The organism is Candidatus Omnitrophota bacterium (assembly GCA_018830005.1).
Classification (GTDB): Bacteria; Omnitrophota; Gorgyraeia; order JAHJTE01; family JAHJTE01; genus JAHJTE01.
This window is the reverse complement of the sequence record JAHJTE010000002.1, coordinates 215168-234578: the sequence shown is the minus strand read 5'-3', so window position 1 is coordinate 234578 and position 19411 is coordinate 215168. Positions and strand designations below refer to the sequence as shown.

The window sequence follows — 19411 nt, the reverse complement described above, 5'->3', positions numbered from 1 at the left end:
CTTAAACTTTTATTATATAATTTTCTAGTTTTATTATTTAATAATTACCATGATTAGAAAAGCAACTATCAGAGATATAAAGGCACTGCATACTTTAATTAATCAGCACGCGAAAGACGATTATATGCTGCCGCGTTCATTAAATGAATTATATGAGAATATACGCGATTTTTGGGTATTTGTTAATGAGGCTAATAAAAGGATTACTGCCTGCTGTGCTTTACACATATCCTGGGGCGATTTAGCAGAAATTAAGTCTTTGGCAGTTATCAACAGATTTCGCTCCCGCGGTATTGGAAGCGCTCTTGTCTTAAAGGCCATGGAAGAGGCCAGGAGTTTAGGTATAAAAAATATATTCGTTTTAACCTATGTACCTAAATTTTTTAAGAAGTTTGGATTTAGAAGGATAAATAGGCTAAAGTTGCCTCATAAAATCTGGCTAGAATGTTGTAATTGTCCTAAATTTCCAGACTGTAAAGAAATAGCCTTGCTGAAGAAAATTTAATATTAAAAATAGGAGGTTTTGTGGATTATCTACTTACTGATGAACAGAATATGATTAGAGGCTTATGCGCTCAGATTGCAAAGGATAAGATTAAGCCTTATGCTGCAGAACTGGATGAGAGCGAGGAATTCCCTCATGAGATTATGAAGATCATCGCCCAATCAGACCTTTTCGGACTCTACATACCACAAGAATTTGGTGGAATGGGCGCAGGCGTATTAGAATTATGCCTTGCGACAGAAGAGTTTTCAAAGGCCTGCGGTGGAATTGCAGTTTGCTATGCGGCAAGTGCCTTAGGTACCTTTCCAATATTACTTTATGGAGATGACCAGCAGAAGAAGAAGTATCTGCCTCTCCTGGCAAGGGGAGAGTATTTGGCTGCCTTTGGCATAACCGAACCAAATGCCGGTTCTGACGCATCTGCGATTGAAACCACGGCTAAAAAAGAGGGCGATCATTATATTTTAAACGGCCTCAAGCATTTTATTACCAATGGCGGTGATGCGCATGTGTATGTAGTTATTGCCATGACCGATAAAAAGAAAGGCGCAAGGGGCGCATCTGCATTTATTGTGGAAAAGGATACTCCGGGTTTTACCTTTGGTAAGAAAGAAAAGAAAATGGGTATACGTGCTTCTTCAACCCGGGAGCTTATATTTGCTGATTGTAAGATTCCAAAAGAAAATCTCTTAGGCAGGGAGGGTATGGGTTTTATAGTTACGATGAAGACCTTTGATATGAGTAGACCTGGTGTTGCAGCCCAGGCGCTTGGGATTGCCCAAGGTGCACTTGATGAGGCAGTTAATTATGCTAAAGGCCGCACTCAGTTTGGAAAATCAATTTCAAGCTTTCAAGGTATTCAATTTATGCTTGCAGATATGGCTACTAAGGTTGAGGCTGCCAGGGCACTCGTATATGCTACTGCACGTATGGTAGATGCAGGCAAGACCTCTGTTGCTAAAGAGTCAGCCATGGCAAAATTATATGCCTCAGATGTCGCAATGAGTGTTACCACAGATGCTGTGCAGATTTTAGGCGGATATGGCTACATGCGTGATTATCCTGTGGAAAAATATATGCGAGATGCAAAGATTACTCAGATCTATGAAGGCACAAATCAAATTCAGCGCGGTATAATTGCTTTGCAGTTGATTAAAGAGGCAAAGAAGAAATAATAGTACGCATGGAAAGATTCACAAAGCGGGTTCTGTTCTAAGGTGTAAAAAGACCTCGCTTTCACATGATTTCGAGCCTTAAGATGAATATCATTGTCTGTATAAAACAGGTTCCAGAAACTGGAAATGTAAAGATTAATCCTGAGACTAATACCTTGATTCGCGAGGGCGTAGCCTCAATTATTAACCCCTTTGATATGTATGCGATTGAGGAAGCACTGCGTCTTAAAGAGAGATTCTCTGCTAAGGTTACTGTTGTAAGTATGGGTCCGCCTCAGGCAGAGAGTGCACTTCGGGAGGCAATTTCCTTAGGGGTAGATGATGCAGTCTTGATTAGTGATCGTGCCTTTGCAGGATCTGATACTTGGGCAACAAGTTATATTCTTTCCTGCGCCATTAGGAAACTACCGCCTTTTGATTTAATTATCTGTGGTAAGCAGGCATCTGATGGAGATACTGCTCAAGTCGGACCAGGTATATCAACGCATCTTGATATACCCCAGGTAACGTATGTTAGAAAAATAGAAAAAATCGAAGCAGACAATTGTGTTGTTGAGAGGTCAACAGAAGAGGGTTTTGAGGTTATCAGCTCACCCCTTCCGGCGCTAATAACTGTTGTCAAAGAGATAAATGAGCCGCGTCTTCCTTCCTTGCGGCATATGATGCGTTCAAAATCAGCAGAAATAAGACATTTAACAGTTAAGGACCTAGAACTTGAAAAAGATAAGATCGGCCTTGATGGTTCACCTACACAAGTAGTAAAAATATTTTCACCTCCACCCCGGCCTAAAGGTGCAATATTCGAAGGCGAAGCAGAGGATGTGGCAGAAAGGCTGGTTGATGCATTAAAGGACGCAGTGTTACAAGCAAAATCGAGTAAGTAAATTCGTAATTAAAAAGATGTCAATAAAAGTTATTAAAGATAAGTGTACAGGCTGTACGTTATGCGTTAAGGTCTGTCCACCTGATGCAATTACTATTGTTGATAAGAAGGCCATTATCGATTTAGATAAATGCACGCTTTGCGGGGCCTGTGTTGATTCTTGCAAATTCGAAGCCATAGTTATTGAGAAGCAACAAACAAGATGCCAGAATCTGAAAGAATACAGGGGTGTATGGGTTTTTGCCGAACAGAAAAACGGTATTATTCAGTCAGTAGTATATGAGTTACTAGGGGAAGGCAGGCATTTAGCTGATATTCTAAATGTTAAGCTAGCTGCAGTTCTTTTAGGTAGCGATGTAGAGAAAAGTTGCCAAGAATTAATAAGCCGGGGAGCAGATGAGGTATATGTAATTGACAATCCCAAATTAAAAGATTTTCTAGATGAGCCTTATACCAATGCCTTGGTTCATTTAATAAATAAATATAAACCAGAGATTTTCCTTGCTGGGGCTACAGTTATCGGTAGGTCACTCGTATCGCGCGTTGCTGTTAAGTTAAATACAGGCTTAACTGCTGACTGTACTGGTTTTGATATCGACAGAGAAAGTCGTTGTCTTCTTCAGACTCGCCCTGCGTTTGGCGGTAATATTATGGCAACGATTATTACAAGGTGTAACCGGCCTCAGATGGCAACAGTAAGACACAAGGTAATGAAAGAAGCTGCTGTCGATAAGCAAAGAAAAGGAAGGCTCATAAAGGAAGATTTAGGAAGTGAGCTCTTAAATTCACGTACAAGCCTTTTGAAATTTGTTGCAGATTTAACTTCCAAGGTAAATCTGGCTGAGGCAGATATTATTGTTTCCGGAGGCAGAGGACTTAAGGCGCCTGAGAATTTTAAATTAATTGAGGATTTGGCAAAGGCATTAGGCGCTGCGGTCGGTGCATCTAGGGCTGCTGTAGATGCAGATTGGATTCCTTATTCTCATCAGGTGGGGCAAACCGGAAGAACAGTCTGTCCTAAGATTTACATTGCCTGCGGAATCTCGGGTCAAATCCAGCATCTCGTTGGGATGCAGTCTTCGGATATAATCGTAGCAATAAATAAGGATGCGGATGCGCCAATAATGCAGGTAGCTACTTATGGCATAGTTGCTGATTTATTTGACATCCTTCCGGTATTGACAAAAAAATTCAGAGAAGTCTTGAAATAGATTAAAAGTTGCGGTATGTTAAAAGGGGTGATTCAATATGCAGGAGAGAAGAAAATTCATTCGTTTAGATACACGCGTGAGGGTTGAATACGATATTATTGAATCCAGAGGCGATAGAACTGGATCCTTTACGAAAAATCTGAGTCAAGGCGGTATTTGCCTATTTTTAGATTCGCTCATCCAAAAAGATACTTTATTGAAATTAAAATTATTTCTTCCAGAACAATCAGAGCCAATCGAGACAACGGGCAAGATAGTATGGATAGATATGTTTAAGGTTGGAGGCAAAGATGCCCAGGAAGAATATGAGGCAGGTATTGAATTTAGGGATATTGCCAAGGAAGACCAGGAAAAGATATCCAAATATGTATTTGGAGTTCTGAATTTAAATAATAAAGGTAAATGAGACCATAACCCCGAAGCCTCCAGATTAGAGGCCGATTAAAAAGTTAAATATGTATTTTAAAAAATTAGAACTTCTAGGATTTAAGTCATTTTTGGAAAAGACGGTTTTGAATTTTGAACCGGGCGTTACCGCAGTAGTCGGCCCAAATGGATGCGGTAAGAGTAATATCTTTGATTCAATACGCTGGGTTTTAGGTGAGCAGTCAGTTAAGGCCATGCGCGGGGTGAGTATGGAGGACGTGATATTTAATGGCACTTCCAGCAAGCCGGCTTTAGGATTTGCCGAGGTTAGCTTAACCTTTTCCAATGAAAGTAAATTCTTTCCTGTTGATTATTCAGAGATAACTATTACGCGTCGACTCTTTCGTTCTGGAGAAAGCGAATATCTTCTAAATAAGAGCCGCGTCCGACTAAAGGATATAAATGAGCTTCTAATGGGCACTGGAATCGCCAGTGAATCTTATTCTTTGGTTGAGCAGGGTAAGATTGATCTTGTTTTAAGTTCGCGTCCGGAAGACAGAAGGGCGATTTTTGATGAGGCAGCAGGAATTACTAAATATAAGGCCAAGAAAAAAGAGGCCCTAAATAAATTAAAATATACCGAGGATAATTTATTAAGACTCTCAGATATTATTGCTGAGGTTAAGCGTCAGATAGGTTCTGTGGAGCGTCAAGCAGCAAAGGCAAGGCGCTATAAGGAGGTTTTTCAGCATCTGAAAGATTTGGAGATAGACAAGGCATATTTCCAATTAGATCAGTTTAATAACCAAATAAAGGAATTGGCGGCTGAGAAGACATTATCAGTAAACGAGAGCAAAGATATAGAGGCCGCAATTGCAAGCAAAATAGAAAATTTAAAAGATCTGCGAACACGCTTTAATGAAATCGCCTCAAACATTGAATTAGCTGATATAGATGCCCTTAAGGCGGATAGCGCTGCAGAAAGATTTAATGAGCAGATAGCTGTTAATAAAGAGCGGATTGAAGAATATGAGCAAAGAATCACCGCCTTAACCAAAGAAAAAGATTTGATTTCCGAAAGAATTAAAGGTGAGCAGGAAAGATCGCAAGCAATCAAAAGTGAGCTTTCTGATTTTGATAAAAACGCCCGGGAAAAGGAAAATCAGTTAAAAGTGAAAAAGGAGGTACTCAGTTCTACAATTGATGAGATCGAGTCAGCACGCGAGACAATCAAGCGTGCAAAGAAGAATATTTTGGAATTGGCAACTAATTTAAGCAAGGCAAGAAATGACGCCTCTAAACTGTTGAGTGATTCAAATGCTCTTTCTGCCAGAAGCAGGAGGCTTCAGATTGAGAGGGCAAAGGTCAACGAAGAAAAGCAAGGCGTTGAAGCTAATTTTAGCCAGGCCGAAGCTAGTTTTAAAGAAAAGACAGATGCAGTCCAGGCGATAAGGGAAACACTGGAAGCTGAAAGAGAGAATCTTTCTAATAATAAGCTCACGTTAAAAAAATTAGAAGAAGACATAGTGACTCTTGAGAAAAAACTTTCTAATTTAGTGTCTAAAAAAGAATTTTTGCAAAATCTTAAATCGAAATATGGTGATTTTCCTGATGCCTGCGATGGCATAATTATCTTTGAGGCTGATAATCTAAAGCCAGGTATGGGTATTTTGGCAAAAGTTGATACTATTGAACAAATAGAGGAGAATTTATTAAATAGCCTCCAGTTTGAGGGCGGCAGCAAGAAGCAAATAAAGGTTAAATTAAAAATTATTGATCTGGATATTGAAAAGATTGCCGAAGAAGAAGAGGCGCTTGAGGCTAGGCTTGCGCAAGAAGGCCTCAAGAAAAACGAACTCCTAGACCTTATTCAAGCAGGATCCAGATCTCAAATGCAAAAAGAGGAAGAATTAAAGAAAGAAGAGATTTCTTTTGCTAATACGAAAATGCAATTTGATTTGTTTAAAGAGGAGATTAATAAATTAAATGGGGAAGCAAATATCGTAGAGGAGGAATTTCAGGAAGTCACATCAGAAATGACCACACTGCGTGAGGCCCTAGAGAAATCAAATAATAAAGTAGATTCAATCGACTCTGAAATTAAAAATAATGAGCAGTCTATTTCTCAATCTGAAGAGCTGATTGCTGATTTAATCCAGAAGCGCGAGTCACAAACAGTGGACATCGCTCAATTGGAGACCTTAATTGCAAACATTGCTCCTAGGCATCAGTCCCTAGAGAATTCATTACGGATAATCGAGGCCTCACTCACTCAGGATAAAGAAAAAGATACACTTAACCAGGCTGAGAGTGAGGATTGCCGAAATAAGGCTAAGCGGCTAATTGGGCAAATTGAGAAAGCAAAAATAGATATTGAATCGACAACTAAAGGCAAGGAAGAGGTCTTGGTCCGCTTAGGAGCATTGAAACAGGAAAAGGAAGTCACCTTAGAGAAGATTAATGCAATTCAAGAAGATACTAACCAAGAGAATACCATGCTTGATAAAAGTCGCCAGGCCAATTTTCAGATAACATCGAAAGAACAAGAGATAAATTTCAAGATCTTAAATCTTAAAAACAGAATTGAAGCCAGCTACCATGTTAATTTGGATATAGTTGGCGATACTTGCCAGCAGTTGTCGCAGGAGTCTACATTAGAGATAGATGCAGAGATTGAGAAGTTAAAGCAAAAAGTCGATTCTTACGGAAATGTAAATCTTGTTGCTATTGAAGAATATGAAGAACTCAAAAAAAGATTTGAATTCTTATTAAATCAACAGAATGATTTGTTAACTGCCAAGGATTCTATCCACAAGGCAATACTTAAAATTAACCAGACAACTCGGAAGATGTTCAAAGAGACATTTGAAAAGATTAGAGATCATTTTAAGGATTATTTCAGATTGTTGTTTAATGGCGGAGATGCCCAGCTTTTGCTCAGTGATGAAAACAATATCTTAGAGTCCGGTATTGAAATTGTGTGTCGTCCGCCTGGAAAGAAATTACAGAACATATCACTGCTTTCAGGTGGAGAGAAGTCACTTTCTGCAATTGCCTTAATTTTTGCCGTATTTAAGGTGAAGCCTTCACCATTCTGTGTCTTAGATGAGATAGATGCAGCACTTGATGAGAGTAATATTGATAGATATAATAAGGTGCTGCAGGAATTTATTAAGACGACACAGTTTATCATCATAACCCATAATAAAAAGACCATTACCAATGCTGATGTTATGTATGGCATCACTATGCAGGAATCTGGAGTTTCTAAGATAGTCTCTGTTAAATTTGCTAAACAGGAGGCAGCCGATGCCTCAAAACCCAAGCCAGTAAAATCTCCCGCATTAAAAGAATAGCCATTCTTGCTACTTTTTGCACATATTCTGAAAGCACCTAAGCCATTATTTCTTGATTTTTTGTTTATACTTCAATAGATCTTAAGACTGATTATTGCCTATTTTTCATACTTCAAAAGAGCAAAAAAACGAGGCAGGCACATTGGTAATAACTGATTGACAGGCAATAATATATGGTGTAAAATAAAATGCAATTTTCCTAGATTCTACCTGAATTTGAGCTGATAATATGAGGATGAAGAGGCCTTGATAAGGTCGCATCCCGCCTTTCACCCTGCAAATGAAGATTTCTGCTTTAATCTGTGTAAACCTGTGTATTGTGCCCCATACAATCCGAGGGATTATATGGGAAGAGCAAAGTGGAGGAGAAATATGAGTATTCCTAAGAAAAAAGAAGACGTATCCACAAGTGTTAATGAGCGTCAGAAGGCCTTGGAATTAGCCCTTAATCAGATTGAGAAACAATTTGGTAAGGGCTCGATTATGAAGTTGGGTTCAAATGTGGTTTTGAATATAGATTCAATACCAACAGGTGCATTTTCCCTTGATTTGGCTTTAGGCGTCGGAGGTATACCGCGCGGCAGGGTAATAGAGATATTTGGCCCAGAGTCATCGGGAAAAACAACACTTACTTTAAGCGTAATATGCCAGGCCCAGAAAAAAGGCGGGGTGGCGGCTTTTATTGATGCTGAACATGCCTTTGATTCTGCCTACGCCAAGAAAATAGGTATTAATCTTGATGATTTGTTGATTTCTCAGCCTGATACTGGAGAACAGGCATTGGAAATCGTAGAGACCCTAGTCCGTTCTAATGCCGTAGATCTAGTAGTTATTGATTCTGTCGCTGCCTTGACCCCGCGTGCTGAGATTGAAGGTGAAATGGGAGATACATTTATTGGATTACAGGCGCGCCTAATGAGCCAGGCCTTGCGAAAGCTTACTGCCGCTATCAGTAAATCCAAGACATCCGTGATTTTTATTAATCAGATTAGGATGAAGATTGGGATTATGTTTGGGAATCCTGAGACAACCCCGGGTGGCAGGGCTTTAAAGTTCTATTCATCAGTGCGAATTGATTTGCGCCGTCTGGGAGTCATCAAATCTGGCGATGAGGTTATCGGCAATAAAGTAAGGGCGCGGATTGTAAAAAACAAAGTTGCGCCACCATTTAAAGAAACAGAATTTGAAATTTTTTACAAGGAAGGCATTGATTGGTTAGGCAATTTATTAGATACTGCGGCCAAATGCGAAATTGTCGAAAAATCTGGGACCTGGTATGTATATGAAAAACTAAAATTAGGCCAAGGTAAAGAAAAGGCAAAGCAATATCTAAAAGATAATCAAAAACTTATAAAAGAGATTGAGGCAAAGATTAAGGAAGCTATTAAGGATAAAATGTAAAGGAGGATATTTTATGTTTCTGTTTAATATTTTTCAAAAGAATAAATTTGCCCTGCTTTCGTTTGCCCTTTTAGTCGGGTTGATTATTGGCTTGACTCTGACAGCAAGGTTTAATATAGACACTAAGACGCAGAGTGCTGATTTTGATTATACATCAGGCAGCCAGGCAAATGTATTTGAGGATAACTCGTTTGAGAATGCCGTAATCAATGTTGCTGAGAGAATAGGCAAGGCGGTTGTGTCTATAAGTTCAGAATCTGTACAGCAGAGAAAATATAGCAAGAGATATAGCGCTCCTTTTAGCGAAGGTCCTTTTGAGGATGATTTCTTCAATAAATTCTTTGACGATTTTCTTGGTCAGTTGCCGGATAGAGAGTTTAAGAGTATAGGTCTGGGCTCAGGCGTTATAATTGATGCTAACGGCTACATCCTCACAAATGAACATGTAGTGAAAAATGCAGATAAGTTGACAGTAAAACTTTCTGATGGCAGAGAGTTCAAGGCAGTGCTTAAGGGCTCTGATTCGCGTTCTGATCTGGCAGTAATTAAGATTGATGCGAATAATCTGCCTACTGCAGTCCTGGGTGACTCTCGTGAATTAAAGATTGGGCAATGGGTTGTTGCTGTTGGTAATCCTTTTGGTTTTGCCTTGCAGAATCCAGAGCCTACTGTTACCGCAGGGGTTGTAAGTGCCTTGCATCGTTCTTTAGGGCGTGCCTTTGGCCGGGAAAAGGATTATTCTGATCTTATCCAGACTGATGCAGCAATCAACCCTGGTAATTCAGGCGGGCCGTTGGTTAATCTTAAGGGAGAGATTATTGGTATAAACGTGGCAATATTTTCTACCAGCGGTGGCTATGAGGGCATAGGATTTGCTATTCCCATAAATAATGCCAAGCGTATAGTTTCAAAATTGATAAAAGGCGAGGAAGTTGTATACGGTTGGCTTGGGATTACGATCCAGAATATTGATGAAAAATTAACCACATATATGAAATTGGATTCGGCAGAAGGAGTTTTGGTAGTGAACGTGCTTGAGGATGGACCTGCTAAGGAAGCAGGCATGAAGAGTTCAGATGTGATTTTGGAATTTGATAATAATAGAATAAAAGATACTCGCGATCTTCTTAAGGTTGTAGGTGAGAGTGTTGTAGGAAACAAGGCTAAAATTGTTGTTATGCGCGATGGAAGACGCACAACATTACAGGTTAAGATTGGCCAGCGGCCGAGTGAAGAAAAATTAGCATCTGGCAGAGTTGACTCAGGTGACATTAAGGAAAGATGGCGGGGATTGGCCGTTGAAGGCTTAAACGAGTCGCTTAGACGCCGTTATAAAATCGAAGAAAGAAACGGCGTAGTAGTAGTTGATGTAGAACCAGCTTCCCTGGCTGATGATGCTGGTATAGTTGTGGGTGATATAATAGTGGAATTAAACAAAAATGAGGTTTCCAATATCGTTGATTTTAACCGGATTAAGGAAAACGTAAAAGGCGATTGTCTAGTCAGGACATCGCGTGGTTATTTTGTCATTTCTTCCAAATGAAGCGATTCGAGCAGGATGAGGCTAGGGCTAAGAATTATGTGTTTCGTCTCCTGGCCTATAGAAATCGTAGCCAAAAGGAAATAAGAGATAAGCTTTATAGAAGAAAATATTCTTCCCAGACAATAAAGAAGGTAATTTCAAGATTGGAGAGCTTAGGCTACGTTGATGATGCGAGATTTGCCAGAGAATGGATAGATTTTCGCCTAAAGTCAAGCTTCGGATTAAAAAAAATCATTCTTGAATTAAGGCAAAAGGGCATAGGTGAGGATATCCTGAAGTTGATTTTGCAACAAGTTAGATTTAAGGATTCAGAGTCAGATGTCCTTGCCTCATTAACAAACAAAAAAATGCGCTCACTTCGCAAGCAAGAGAAGGATGGAATCAAAGTCAAAGGGAAGTTATACCGCTACCTGCTAGGCAGGGGATTCTCCTCCGGCGACATTATAACAGTTTTAGATAGAACAATTAGCCGTTAGAAAATAGTTTATGGATGCAGATACCTTAAGAGGGAAGTTTCTCGATTTTTTTCAAAGACACGCTCATAAGATAATGCCGAGCGATTCTTTAGTTCCTACATCTGATCCGAGTGTACTTTTTACCTCAGCCGGCATGAATCAATTTAAGAACCAGTTTTTAGGCATTGATGTTAAATCCGGGCGGGTTGCTACTTGTCAGAAGTGTTTGCGCACTGGTGATTTGGAGAGGGTAGGAAAAACAAGCGGGCACCATACATTCTTTGAGATGTTGGGGAATTTCTCCTTTGGTGATTATTTTAAGAAAGAGGCAATTCAACTTGCCTGGGAATTTTTAACGCAAGAATTGAAGATAGATAAATCTAGATTATGGGTTTCGGTATACACTGAAGATGATGAGAGTTTTTCAATATGGCTAGAAGATATCGGAATCAATAAAGAAAGAATCTTAAAATTTCAAGATAAAGAAAATTTTTGGCCTTCTGAGGCAAGGATTAAAGGCCCCAACGGTCCTTGTGGACCCTGCTCAGAGATATTCTTTGACTTAGGTACAAAAGTCGGATGCGGTAATAAAAGCTGTTCTCCTGCATGTGACTGTGGACGTTTTGTGGAGGTGTGGAATCTCGTATTTACCCAATTTGAACGCAAGGCCGATGCTCAGCTTTATCCTTTACCCCAGAAAAACATTGATACAGGTATGGGCTTAGAGCGACTCTGCGCTGTAATGCAGAATGTAGAGACTAATTACGAGACAGATTTATTTACACCTATAATTGGCGAGATCTTGACTTTAGTTTCGGAAGATATTCATCTGGATGAACTTAAGAAGAAATTCAGAGTCAGGGCCATAGCAGATCATCTGCGTGCAGTTTGTTTTGGAATTGCTGATGGCATATATCCTTCTAACGAAGAAAGAGGTTATGTAATCAGGAGTCTTATTCGGCGCGCCTCTGCCTTTGGAAGAGAATTAGGCATAGAGAGCGCATTTTTGTATAAGTTAGTTGACAGCTTGGTGCGAAAAATGCAGAAGGCCTATTCAGACTTAGGAGCCCAGCGTGAAAATATAGCTTCAATTATTCAGGCCGAAGAAGAACGTTTTATAGATACCTTAAAGACGCGCGTTCCAGAATTTATTGAGGCAGTTAAGGAATTGAGAGATAAGAGTGTTTCTGAGGTTCCAGCAGAAACCTTGTTTAAATTTTATGATACGTTTGGCCTGCCTTGGGACCTGATGGAAAAAGAGGCTGAAAGATTCCAAATCAGATGTGACAAGAAAAAATTTTCAAAACTCTTGGATAAGCAGCGTAAGCGTTCCCGGGGTGCGTCGAAGCTTTCAAGCTCGATTTTTGAAAAATTATATGATTTTAAGCGCTCAGACATTGAATTTGTAGATGCCAAAACCATTTCCGCAAAAGTCATAGCTATATTTAAAGAGGAAGGTAAGAAAAAGTCTCACATTGGTAAGGCCAAAAGTCTTAGTTTTGTTGAAATAATCTTGGATAAGACACCCTTTTATGCTGAGAGTGGTGGTCAGGTGGGTGATACAGGTTTTTTAGAAAACGAAAAAACGAAAATTGAGATAATTAATACCTTGGCAATTGAAGGGGCAATAGTACATAAAGGTAAAATTCTAAAAGGAGAGATTGCGATAAATGATGAGGTGCGTGCCTCTATAGATTATGAGCGTAGATTGGCTATAATGAGAAATCACACAGCAACGCATTTATTACAGGCAGCGTTGCGCAAGATTTTAGGTCCGCATGTACGCCAGCAAGGTTCCCTGGTAACTGACTCCTATCTTCGTTTTGATTTTACACATCCGAGGGCAATCAAAAATGAAGAGTTAGGAAAAATTGAAGATTTAGTTAATAGCTTTATAGTCTTAAATGATAAATTAAATAAAGAGATTACCTCTTTAGAAAGTGCAAAGGCCAGAGGTGCTTTGGCATTCTTTGGCGATCGCTATGAAGATTCTGTGAGGGTAGTCTCAATCGGTGATTATTCAAAGGAATTATGTGGCGGTTCACATTTAGAATCAACCGGTCAAATTGGTTTTTTTAAAATAATGAAGGAATCATCTATTGCAAGCGGGATTAGAAGAATCCAGGCTTGCACTGAGAAATATGCAAGAGATTTCCAAGCACAAAAGAAGAAAAAAGAGAGCGAAGAACGCCTAAGGAAAGAAAAAGAATCCAGAGAAAAGGAATTGCGGCATCATTCAGTTGAGGTCAAAGAAAAGACATTTAAAGAAGAAATCTCTTCATTTTTAGAGCAGGCAGGAGAGATTGAAGAAGGAGTTAAATGCATCTCTATCTTTTTAAAAGATTGTGATCGTGACCAATTACGCAGATTGACGGATTTTCTTGAAGAGAAGGCTCAGGGGTTAATTATAGTTTTAGGGTCGATTTTAGAAAAAAAAGGAATTTTTGTTGTAAAAATGACGGATGATTTAGTAAAGGCTGGATATCAGGCTGCTGATAAAGGCTCTGATGTGGGCGTACTTCATGTTTTGATAGCAAGGATTAGCCAGATGGGCGCGCTTGCAAGTGGAGGCGGAAGATCTAAACTTGCGCAGGGCTCCTGTGATAGCGATAAAATTCAACAGCTTATAGGAGAGATACCAGAGATTTTAAAAATTAATAAGGACAAGATTAAAAAATGAAAATTCTTAAAGCCAATAGCAAAGATTTGGAAAAAATTTATAACCGCAATTTTATCGACAGGAAACGTATACGTGAATGTGTCAGTAAGATTCTAAATGACGTGCGTCTATTTGGCGATGAGGCGCTTATTAGATATACGCGCAAGTTTGATAAGGTTAAGCTTACAGTTAAGCAATTGCGTGTTTCAGAAAGAGAAATAAGCGGTGCCTATCAGAATATCAGTCCTGATTTTATTTCTACCCTCAAGGTAGTCATTGAGAACGTTAATAGATTCTACAAGAAACAGATTAAAAAATCCTGGAAGATACGAAATAGCGATGGTGTTGTTTTAGGCGAGCAGGTCAGCCCTATAGAAAATGTTGGTATATATATACCTGCTGGTACAGCGCCGCTTTTTTCGAGTGTTTATATGTCAGTGCTTCCGGCAAAACTTGCGGGAGTAAAGCGTATCGCGCTGGTCACCCCACCTAATAATTTAGGCTTTGTTGATCCACACATACTTGTGGTAGCAGATCTTCTGAAAGTAAATGAAATATATAAGGTCGGCGGTGCTCAGGCGATTGCTGCCTTGACCTTTGGGACAAAGACTATTCCTCGCGTAGATAAGATTGTTGGTCCGGGAAATAGATATGTTACGGAAGCAAAAAAACAAGTCTTTGGAATTTGCGATATAGATATGCTTGCTGGTCCGACAGAATTATTGATTATTGCTAATCGGTATTCAAACTTTGAATTTGTAAAAGCAGATCTTTTGGCTCAAGGAGAACATGCGGAAGGATTGGCAATTTTGATTACTAATTCCAAGCGTCTGGCTCGTCAGCTAAAGGCAGAAGTTCAGTCTGGATATATAATTATTACTAAAAATCTCGAGCAGGCAGTAGAGATAGCTAATAAGGTTGCGCCGGAGCACTTAGAGATTCTCACTAATAATCCCAGGCGTCTCCTTAAAAAGATAAAAAATGCAGGCGCTGTATTTTTAGGGCCCTATAGCCCAGTTGCAGTGGGAGATTATGTTGCTGGACCAAGTCATGTCTTGCCTACAGGAGGAAGCGCACGCTTTTTTTCAGGATTAGGGCTTTATGATTTTCTTAAGTCTACACATGTAATCTGGTATTCGAAAAAGGCGCTAGAGAAAGTTAAGGAGCCTTTGGAGAAAATTGGTTCTGCAGAAGGACTCCTTAAACATATTGAGTCTGTTAAGGTACGTTTTAAATAAATATAAAAACCAAAGGGGTTTAATATGAATAAAAGACAAGCTTTAATTGAAAGAAAAACTAATGAGGTTGACATAAGCGGTAGCTTGACTATAGATGGTGAAGGCAAGCAGAATATCAAGACCCCTTATGACTCTTTAAATCACATGTTAAGCGAATTTGCTTTTCATGGTTTTTTTGATTTGGATTTAAAGGCAAAAGGTGATTTGAGTCATCACATAGTGGAAGATATTGGCATTGCCTTAGGCAATGCCTTTAGGCAGGCTGTAGGTGATACGTTTTCTATTAGACGGTTTGGAACTGGTTCTGTGCCAATGGAAGAGATATTAGTTGATGTTTCTGTGGATATTTGCGGAAGACCAAAATTGGTAAGCGATCCTGCACCTATTAATGAAGACAACCTTGATCTAAAAAAAGGTGCATTTTTTGACTTTTTGGATAAGTTTGTAAACAACGCAAAGATTACCCTCCACATTAGAATCCCTCATGATCCAGCTGGTAAAGGAACTGATTCTCACCACTATTTTGAGGCCCTTTTTAAGGCATTGGCTATTGCTCTAGATAGCGCTTCTACCATTGATGAACGCAGAAAAGGCATTCCTTCTACAAAAGGCGTGATAGATCTATGATTGTAGTCGTTGATTATATGATGGGCAACTTACGTTCTGTGCTCAAGGCCTGTCTTTTGACTAAAAAAGATGTAATTATTACTGCAGAGAGAAAAAAAATTCTGGCTGCAAGTAAGATTATTCTGCCTGGGGTAGGGGCATTTGCTGATGCTGTAAGGGAGTTAAAAAAGTTAAAATTATTCGATTTGTTAAAGGAAAAGATAGCTTGTGGTACTCCTTTCTTAGGGGTCTGCCTGGGAATGCAACTATTGTTTAGTAGGAGTCAAGAGGCTCCCGGCGTAAGAGGTCTTGGTATAGTTGAAGGTGAGGTTAAGCGTTTCTCAAATAGATTAAAGGTGCCGCAAATCGGCTGGAACCAGCTGGAGATAAGAGACAGAACCTGTAAGCTATTTAAGGGTATAAAGAATAAATCATTCGTATATTTTTGTCACTCTTTTTATTGTCAGCCAAAAGACAAGCGCGTAATTGCAGCCGGGACTTTTTATGGCCGCAGTTACTGCAGTGTGCTTTCTAAGGGCAATATCTATGGCGTTCAATTTCATCCTGAGAAGAGCCAAAAAACAGGACTTAAGATTTTAAGTAACTTTTTAAAGTAGGTTTAAGCAATGTTAATTATTCCAGCAGTAGATATCAAAGATGGCAAGGTCGTAAGGCTGTATCAGGGGGATTTTTCTAAAGAGTCTCAATATGGCCAGGATCCTCTGGAGGCTGCTTTGCATTGGCAAGATCAAGGGGCGCAGCTTATACACATCGTGGATTTAAACGGAGCCCTAGAAGGCAAACCCATAAATAAAGACCTGCTAGTTAAAATAATAAAGGCGACCTCTGTTGAAGTAGAGGTAGGCGGTGGCCTGAGGGACGTTGCTATAATTAATGAATTCTTAGATGCAGGGGCCAGGCGTGTAGTGCTTGGCTCAAAGGTATTCTCGGATTATTCATTTTTGGATAATTTTAAAGGTATGGCAGGTGAACGTATTGCCGTAAGCATTGATGCAAAATTTATCAACATCAGAGAGAAGAAGGATGGGACTACTGAAATAATTATGGATGTCTCCAATTTTGGGTGGTTAAAATCACAAGAGGTGAATTTAGGTGATATCTTGCAAAAATTCTATGATTATGGAATCAGGTTTATTAATTTTACTAGTATTGCGCGCGATGGCACAATGACAGGGCCGGATTTTGCGGCAATTGAAGTAGTTTTAGCCTGTGCGCGGAATTTCTCAAATTTAAACTTGATTGCATCCGGAGGTATTACTACTCTATCTGATATTAAGCGACTTAAGGAACTAAATTCTCTTTATGGAGCAATTGTGGGCAAGGCCCTTTATGAAGGAAAACTTGATTTTAGGCAAGCGCTAAGCTAGATAGAGATATGTTGACCAAACGAATAATCCCTTGTCTTGATGTTAAGGATGGCCGCGTTGTAAAAGGAGTGAAGTTTTTAAATCTTAGAGATGCAGGTGATCCTGTTGAGATTGCAAAGATTTATGAGAAAGAAGGTGCAGATGAGCTCGTTTTCTTAGATATAACCGCAAGCTTTCAAAAGAGAAACATTCTACTTGATGTAGTAGCAAGGACAGCTGAGGCTGTATTTATGCCTTTTACTGTTGGCGGCGGCATACGAGACATCAATGATATGCGTGAAATCTTAAATGCCGGCGCAGATAAGATAAGCATTAATACAGCAGCAATTGAGAATCCGCAACTTATTAAGAAATCTTCGCGTCGTTTTGGCGCACAATGCATTGTAGTTGCAATTGACGCAAGGCGTGAAGGAAAGATATTTAGGGTTTACAGTCATGGCGGAAGAGTGCCTCGTAGGTTAGAGGCAATTTCCTGGGCAAAGAAGGCTCAAAGGTTAGGGGCAGGAGAGATATTGCTTACGAGTATGGATGCGGACGGGACTCAGGAAGGTTTTGATTTAGAACTGACAAGAAAAATGACTTCTGCCTTATCGATTCCAGTCATTGCATCAGGCGGAGCTGGCAGGGTTTCTGACTTTGCTGATGTCTTGATTAAGGCTAAAGCAGATGCAGCCTTGGCAGCAAGCCTATTTCATTTTCGAAAGCTAAGTATTCCAAATTTAAAAAGATATTTAAAAAGAAGAGGCATTCCAGTAAGATTATGAAGACAAAAAAAAGAAAAACGAAAAATCTTAAGTCATTACAAAAGTGTGCAAGAAATCTCAAGTTGAAGTTTGATAAGAACAAATTAATCCCGGCTATTATCCAGGATTATAAAACTAAAGAAGTCTTGATGCTTGCTTATATGAATAAGGACTCACTTTCAAAAACATTAAAAGATGCCAAGACATGTTTTTGGTCACGTTCAAGAAAGAAATTCTGGACCAAGGGAGAGACCTCTGGAAATTTTCAAGTTGTTAAACAAATTTTTTATGACTGTGATAAAGATACCCTGTTAATAAAGGTCAGGCAGATTGGGGTCGCATGTCATACAGGCAGCAGAAGTTGTTTTTATCGAAAGATCAAATAGATTATGATTTATCCAAGCGAAAAAGAATTCTTAAAGTTAGCTAAAAAGGGAAATCTGATACCGGTGTATAAACAGATTCTAGCAGATCTAGAAACACCTGTAAGCGCCTATTCTAAGATTGCAGATGGCAGTTATTCGTTTCTATTGGAATCAGTTGAAGAACAGGAGAAAATCGGCAGATTCTCATTTTTGGCAGCTCAGCCTATTATGGTTTTTCAGTCAAAAGGCAAAAGAATAAAGATAATCGATAGAGCCAAAAAGAAAACCCGCACTTTTACAACGCTAACCCACCCTCTGGAAGAGATAAAAAAAATTATGAGTTCTTTTAAGATCGTAGATTTAGCGGGCCTACCAAGATTCTGCGGCGGTCTTGTCGGCTATATTGGTTATGACTGTGTGCGTTTTTTTGAAAGATTGCCCAAGATAAATAAAGACGATTTAAGGTTACCCGATTCTACTCTTATGCTCGCTAAGGATCTTTTGATTTTTGACCATATCCAAAGGACAATAAAGATTGTATCTTGTGCCTATATTGCTAAAGATAAATCTCCCGCTGCATTAAAAAGGGCTTATAGGAATTCTCTGGCTGTTATTGAAGGGAATCATCGCAGGCTAAAAAATAGAGTTGTCAAGGGTAGAAAAGAATCTTTGAAAAAAAGCAAAAATAAATTCAAGATCACTTCCAATTTAAAAGAAAAAGATTTTCTGCAGGCTGTAACCAAGGCCAAGGATTATATAAGAAAAGGGGATATTATTCAGGTAGTTTTATCCCAGAGGTTCTCAGTTGATTTTCGCGGACAGTCATTTTCACTATATCGCAATCTCCGTTCAATAAATCCTTCGCCTTATATGTTTTTTTTAAAATTAGGGAATTTTTCTCTCGTCGGTTCTTCACCCGAGATGCTGGTTCGTTATGAGCAAGGAAAGGTAGAGACAAGGCCAATTGCCGGGACGCGTCCTAGAGGAGTAAGCGATGCAGAGGATGAACGATTGAAAAAGGAATTACTGGCTGATGCTAAAGAAAGGGCAGAGCATACAATGCTTGTGGATTTAGGAAGAAACGATCTGGGCAGGGTTTGTAAATTTAAGAGCATTAACCTAGCTGAGTTTATGAAGATTGAGTATTATTCACATGTAATGCATATTGTATCAAGTATTCAGGGAATCTTAAAAAAGACATGCGATATATTTCAATTACTTATAGCATGTTTTCCTGCAGGTACTGTTACCGGCGCACCCAAGGTCAGGGCAATGGAGATTATTGAGGAGTTGGAGGGTCTCAGCAGAGGTCCTTATGCTGGATGCGTTGGTTATTTTAGTTTTGCGGGAAATCTTGACACATGTATTACGATTCGCACAATTCTGATTAAAGGCAATAAGGCTTATGTTCAGGCAGGCGCTGGTATTGTTGCTGATTCTAAGCCAAAAAAGGAATATCAGGAAACTGTTAATAAGGCAAAGGCAATGTTAGAAGCGTTAAAAATAGGATAGGAGGA

17 protein-coding genes are annotated in these 19411 nt (G+C 39.4%); all 17 read left to right on the top strand.

All coding sequences use genetic code 11. From position 1 onward, the window contains the following. Window positions 1–49 precede the first annotated feature (49 nt). The 17 genes from KJ593_05800 (at window position 50) to trpE (ending at window position 19406) form a co-directional block, all read left to right on the top strand. Complete coding sequence (locus KJ593_05800) at window positions 50–505, top strand: N-acetyltransferase (GenBank protein ID MBU2541393.1); 456 nt, start codon at window positions 50–52, stop codon at window positions 503–505. Between the two features lie 20 nt (window positions 506–525). Continuing rightward, on the top strand, window positions 526–1680 hold the full coding sequence (locus KJ593_05795; protein ID MBU2541392.1) for an acyl-CoA dehydrogenase family protein: 1155 nt from the start codon (window positions 526–528) through the stop codon (window positions 1678–1680). An 83-nt stretch (window positions 1681–1763) separates the two neighbouring features. Next, window positions 1764–2564 (top strand): electron transfer flavoprotein subunit beta/FixA family protein, encoded by an 801-nt coding sequence (locus KJ593_05790; GenBank protein MBU2541391.1) that lies wholly within the window; start codon window positions 1764–1766, stop codon window positions 2562–2564. A 16-nt stretch (window positions 2565–2580) separates the two neighbouring features. Then, the gene (locus tag KJ593_05785) at window positions 2581–3774 is read left to right on the top strand and encodes an electron transfer flavoprotein subunit alpha (protein MBU2541390.1); all 1194 of its coding nucleotides are present in this window, start codon (window positions 2581–2583) and stop codon (window positions 3772–3774) included. Window positions 3775–3811: 37 nt separating this feature from the next. Then, window positions 3812–4180, top strand: coding sequence for a PilZ domain-containing protein (locus KJ593_05780; protein MBU2541389.1), 369 nt, complete (start codon window positions 3812–3814; stop codon window positions 4178–4180). A gap of 49 nt (window positions 4181–4229) precedes the next feature. Next, a complete protein-coding gene (locus KJ593_05775; protein ID MBU2541388.1) occupies window positions 4230–7496 on the top strand; it encodes an AAA family ATPase in 3267 nt (1088 codons plus the stop codon). Between the two features lie 372 nt (window positions 7497–7868). Then, window positions 7869–8897 carry a recombinase RecA gene (gene recA, locus KJ593_05770; GenBank protein MBU2541387.1) on the top strand — a complete coding sequence of 343 codons (1029 nt, stop codon included), beginning with the start codon at window positions 7869–7871 and terminating at the stop codon, window positions 8895–8897. Window positions 8898–8910: 13 nt separating this feature from the next. Continuing rightward, window positions 8911–10440, top strand: coding sequence for a Do family serine endopeptidase (locus KJ593_05765; GenBank protein ID MBU2541386.1), 1530 nt, complete (start codon window positions 8911–8913; stop codon window positions 10438–10440). Continuing rightward, a complete protein-coding gene (locus tag KJ593_05760; GenBank protein MBU2541385.1) occupies window positions 10437–10916 on the top strand; it encodes a recombination regulator RecX in 480 nt (159 codons plus the stop codon). Before KJ593_05765 ends, KJ593_05760 begins: the two co-directional genes overlap by 4 nt. Window positions 10917–10926: 10 nt before the next feature. Beyond that, window positions 10927–13575: an alanine--tRNA ligase gene (gene alaS / locus KJ593_05755; protein MBU2541384.1), complete on the top strand. Its 2649-nt coding sequence runs from the start codon at window positions 10927–10929 to the stop codon at window positions 13573–13575. After that, complete coding sequence (gene hisD / locus KJ593_05750) at window positions 13572–14792, top strand: histidinol dehydrogenase (protein ID MBU2541383.1); 1221 nt, start codon at window positions 13572–13574, stop codon at window positions 14790–14792. The genes alaS and hisD overlap by 4 nt, the downstream gene beginning before the upstream one ends. Window positions 14793–14816: 24 nt before the next feature. Further along, window positions 14817–15419 (top strand): imidazoleglycerol-phosphate dehydratase, encoded by a 603-nt coding sequence (locus tag KJ593_05745; protein MBU2541382.1) that lies wholly within the window; start codon window positions 14817–14819, stop codon window positions 15417–15419. Then, the gene (gene hisH, locus KJ593_05740) at window positions 15416–16015 is read left to right on the top strand and encodes an imidazole glycerol phosphate synthase subunit HisH (GenBank protein ID MBU2541381.1); all 600 of its coding nucleotides are present in this window, start codon (window positions 15416–15418) and stop codon (window positions 16013–16015) included. The genes KJ593_05745 and hisH overlap by 4 nt, the downstream gene beginning before the upstream one ends. A 9-nt stretch (window positions 16016–16024) precedes the next feature. Further along, complete coding sequence (locus tag KJ593_05735) at window positions 16025–16786, top strand: 1-(5-phosphoribosyl)-5-[(5-phosphoribosylamino)methylideneamino] imidazole-4-carboxamide isomerase (GenBank protein ID MBU2541380.1); 762 nt, start codon at window positions 16025–16027, stop codon at window positions 16784–16786. Between the two features lie 8 nt (window positions 16787–16794). Further along, window positions 16795–17550 (top strand): imidazole glycerol phosphate synthase subunit HisF, encoded by a 756-nt coding sequence (hisF, locus tag KJ593_05730; GenBank protein MBU2541379.1) that lies wholly within the window; start codon window positions 16795–16797, stop codon window positions 17548–17550. Next, a complete protein-coding gene (gene hisI / locus KJ593_05725; GenBank protein MBU2541378.1) occupies window positions 17547–17915 on the top strand; it encodes a phosphoribosyl-AMP cyclohydrolase in 369 nt (122 codons plus the stop codon). The genes hisF and hisI overlap by 4 nt, the downstream gene beginning before the upstream one ends. A 3-nt stretch (window positions 17916–17918) precedes the next feature. Further along, window positions 17919–19406: an anthranilate synthase component I gene (gene trpE, locus KJ593_05720; protein ID MBU2541377.1), complete on the top strand. Its 1488-nt coding sequence runs from the start codon at window positions 17919–17921 to the stop codon at window positions 19404–19406. Window positions 19407–19411: the final 5 nt, after the last annotated feature.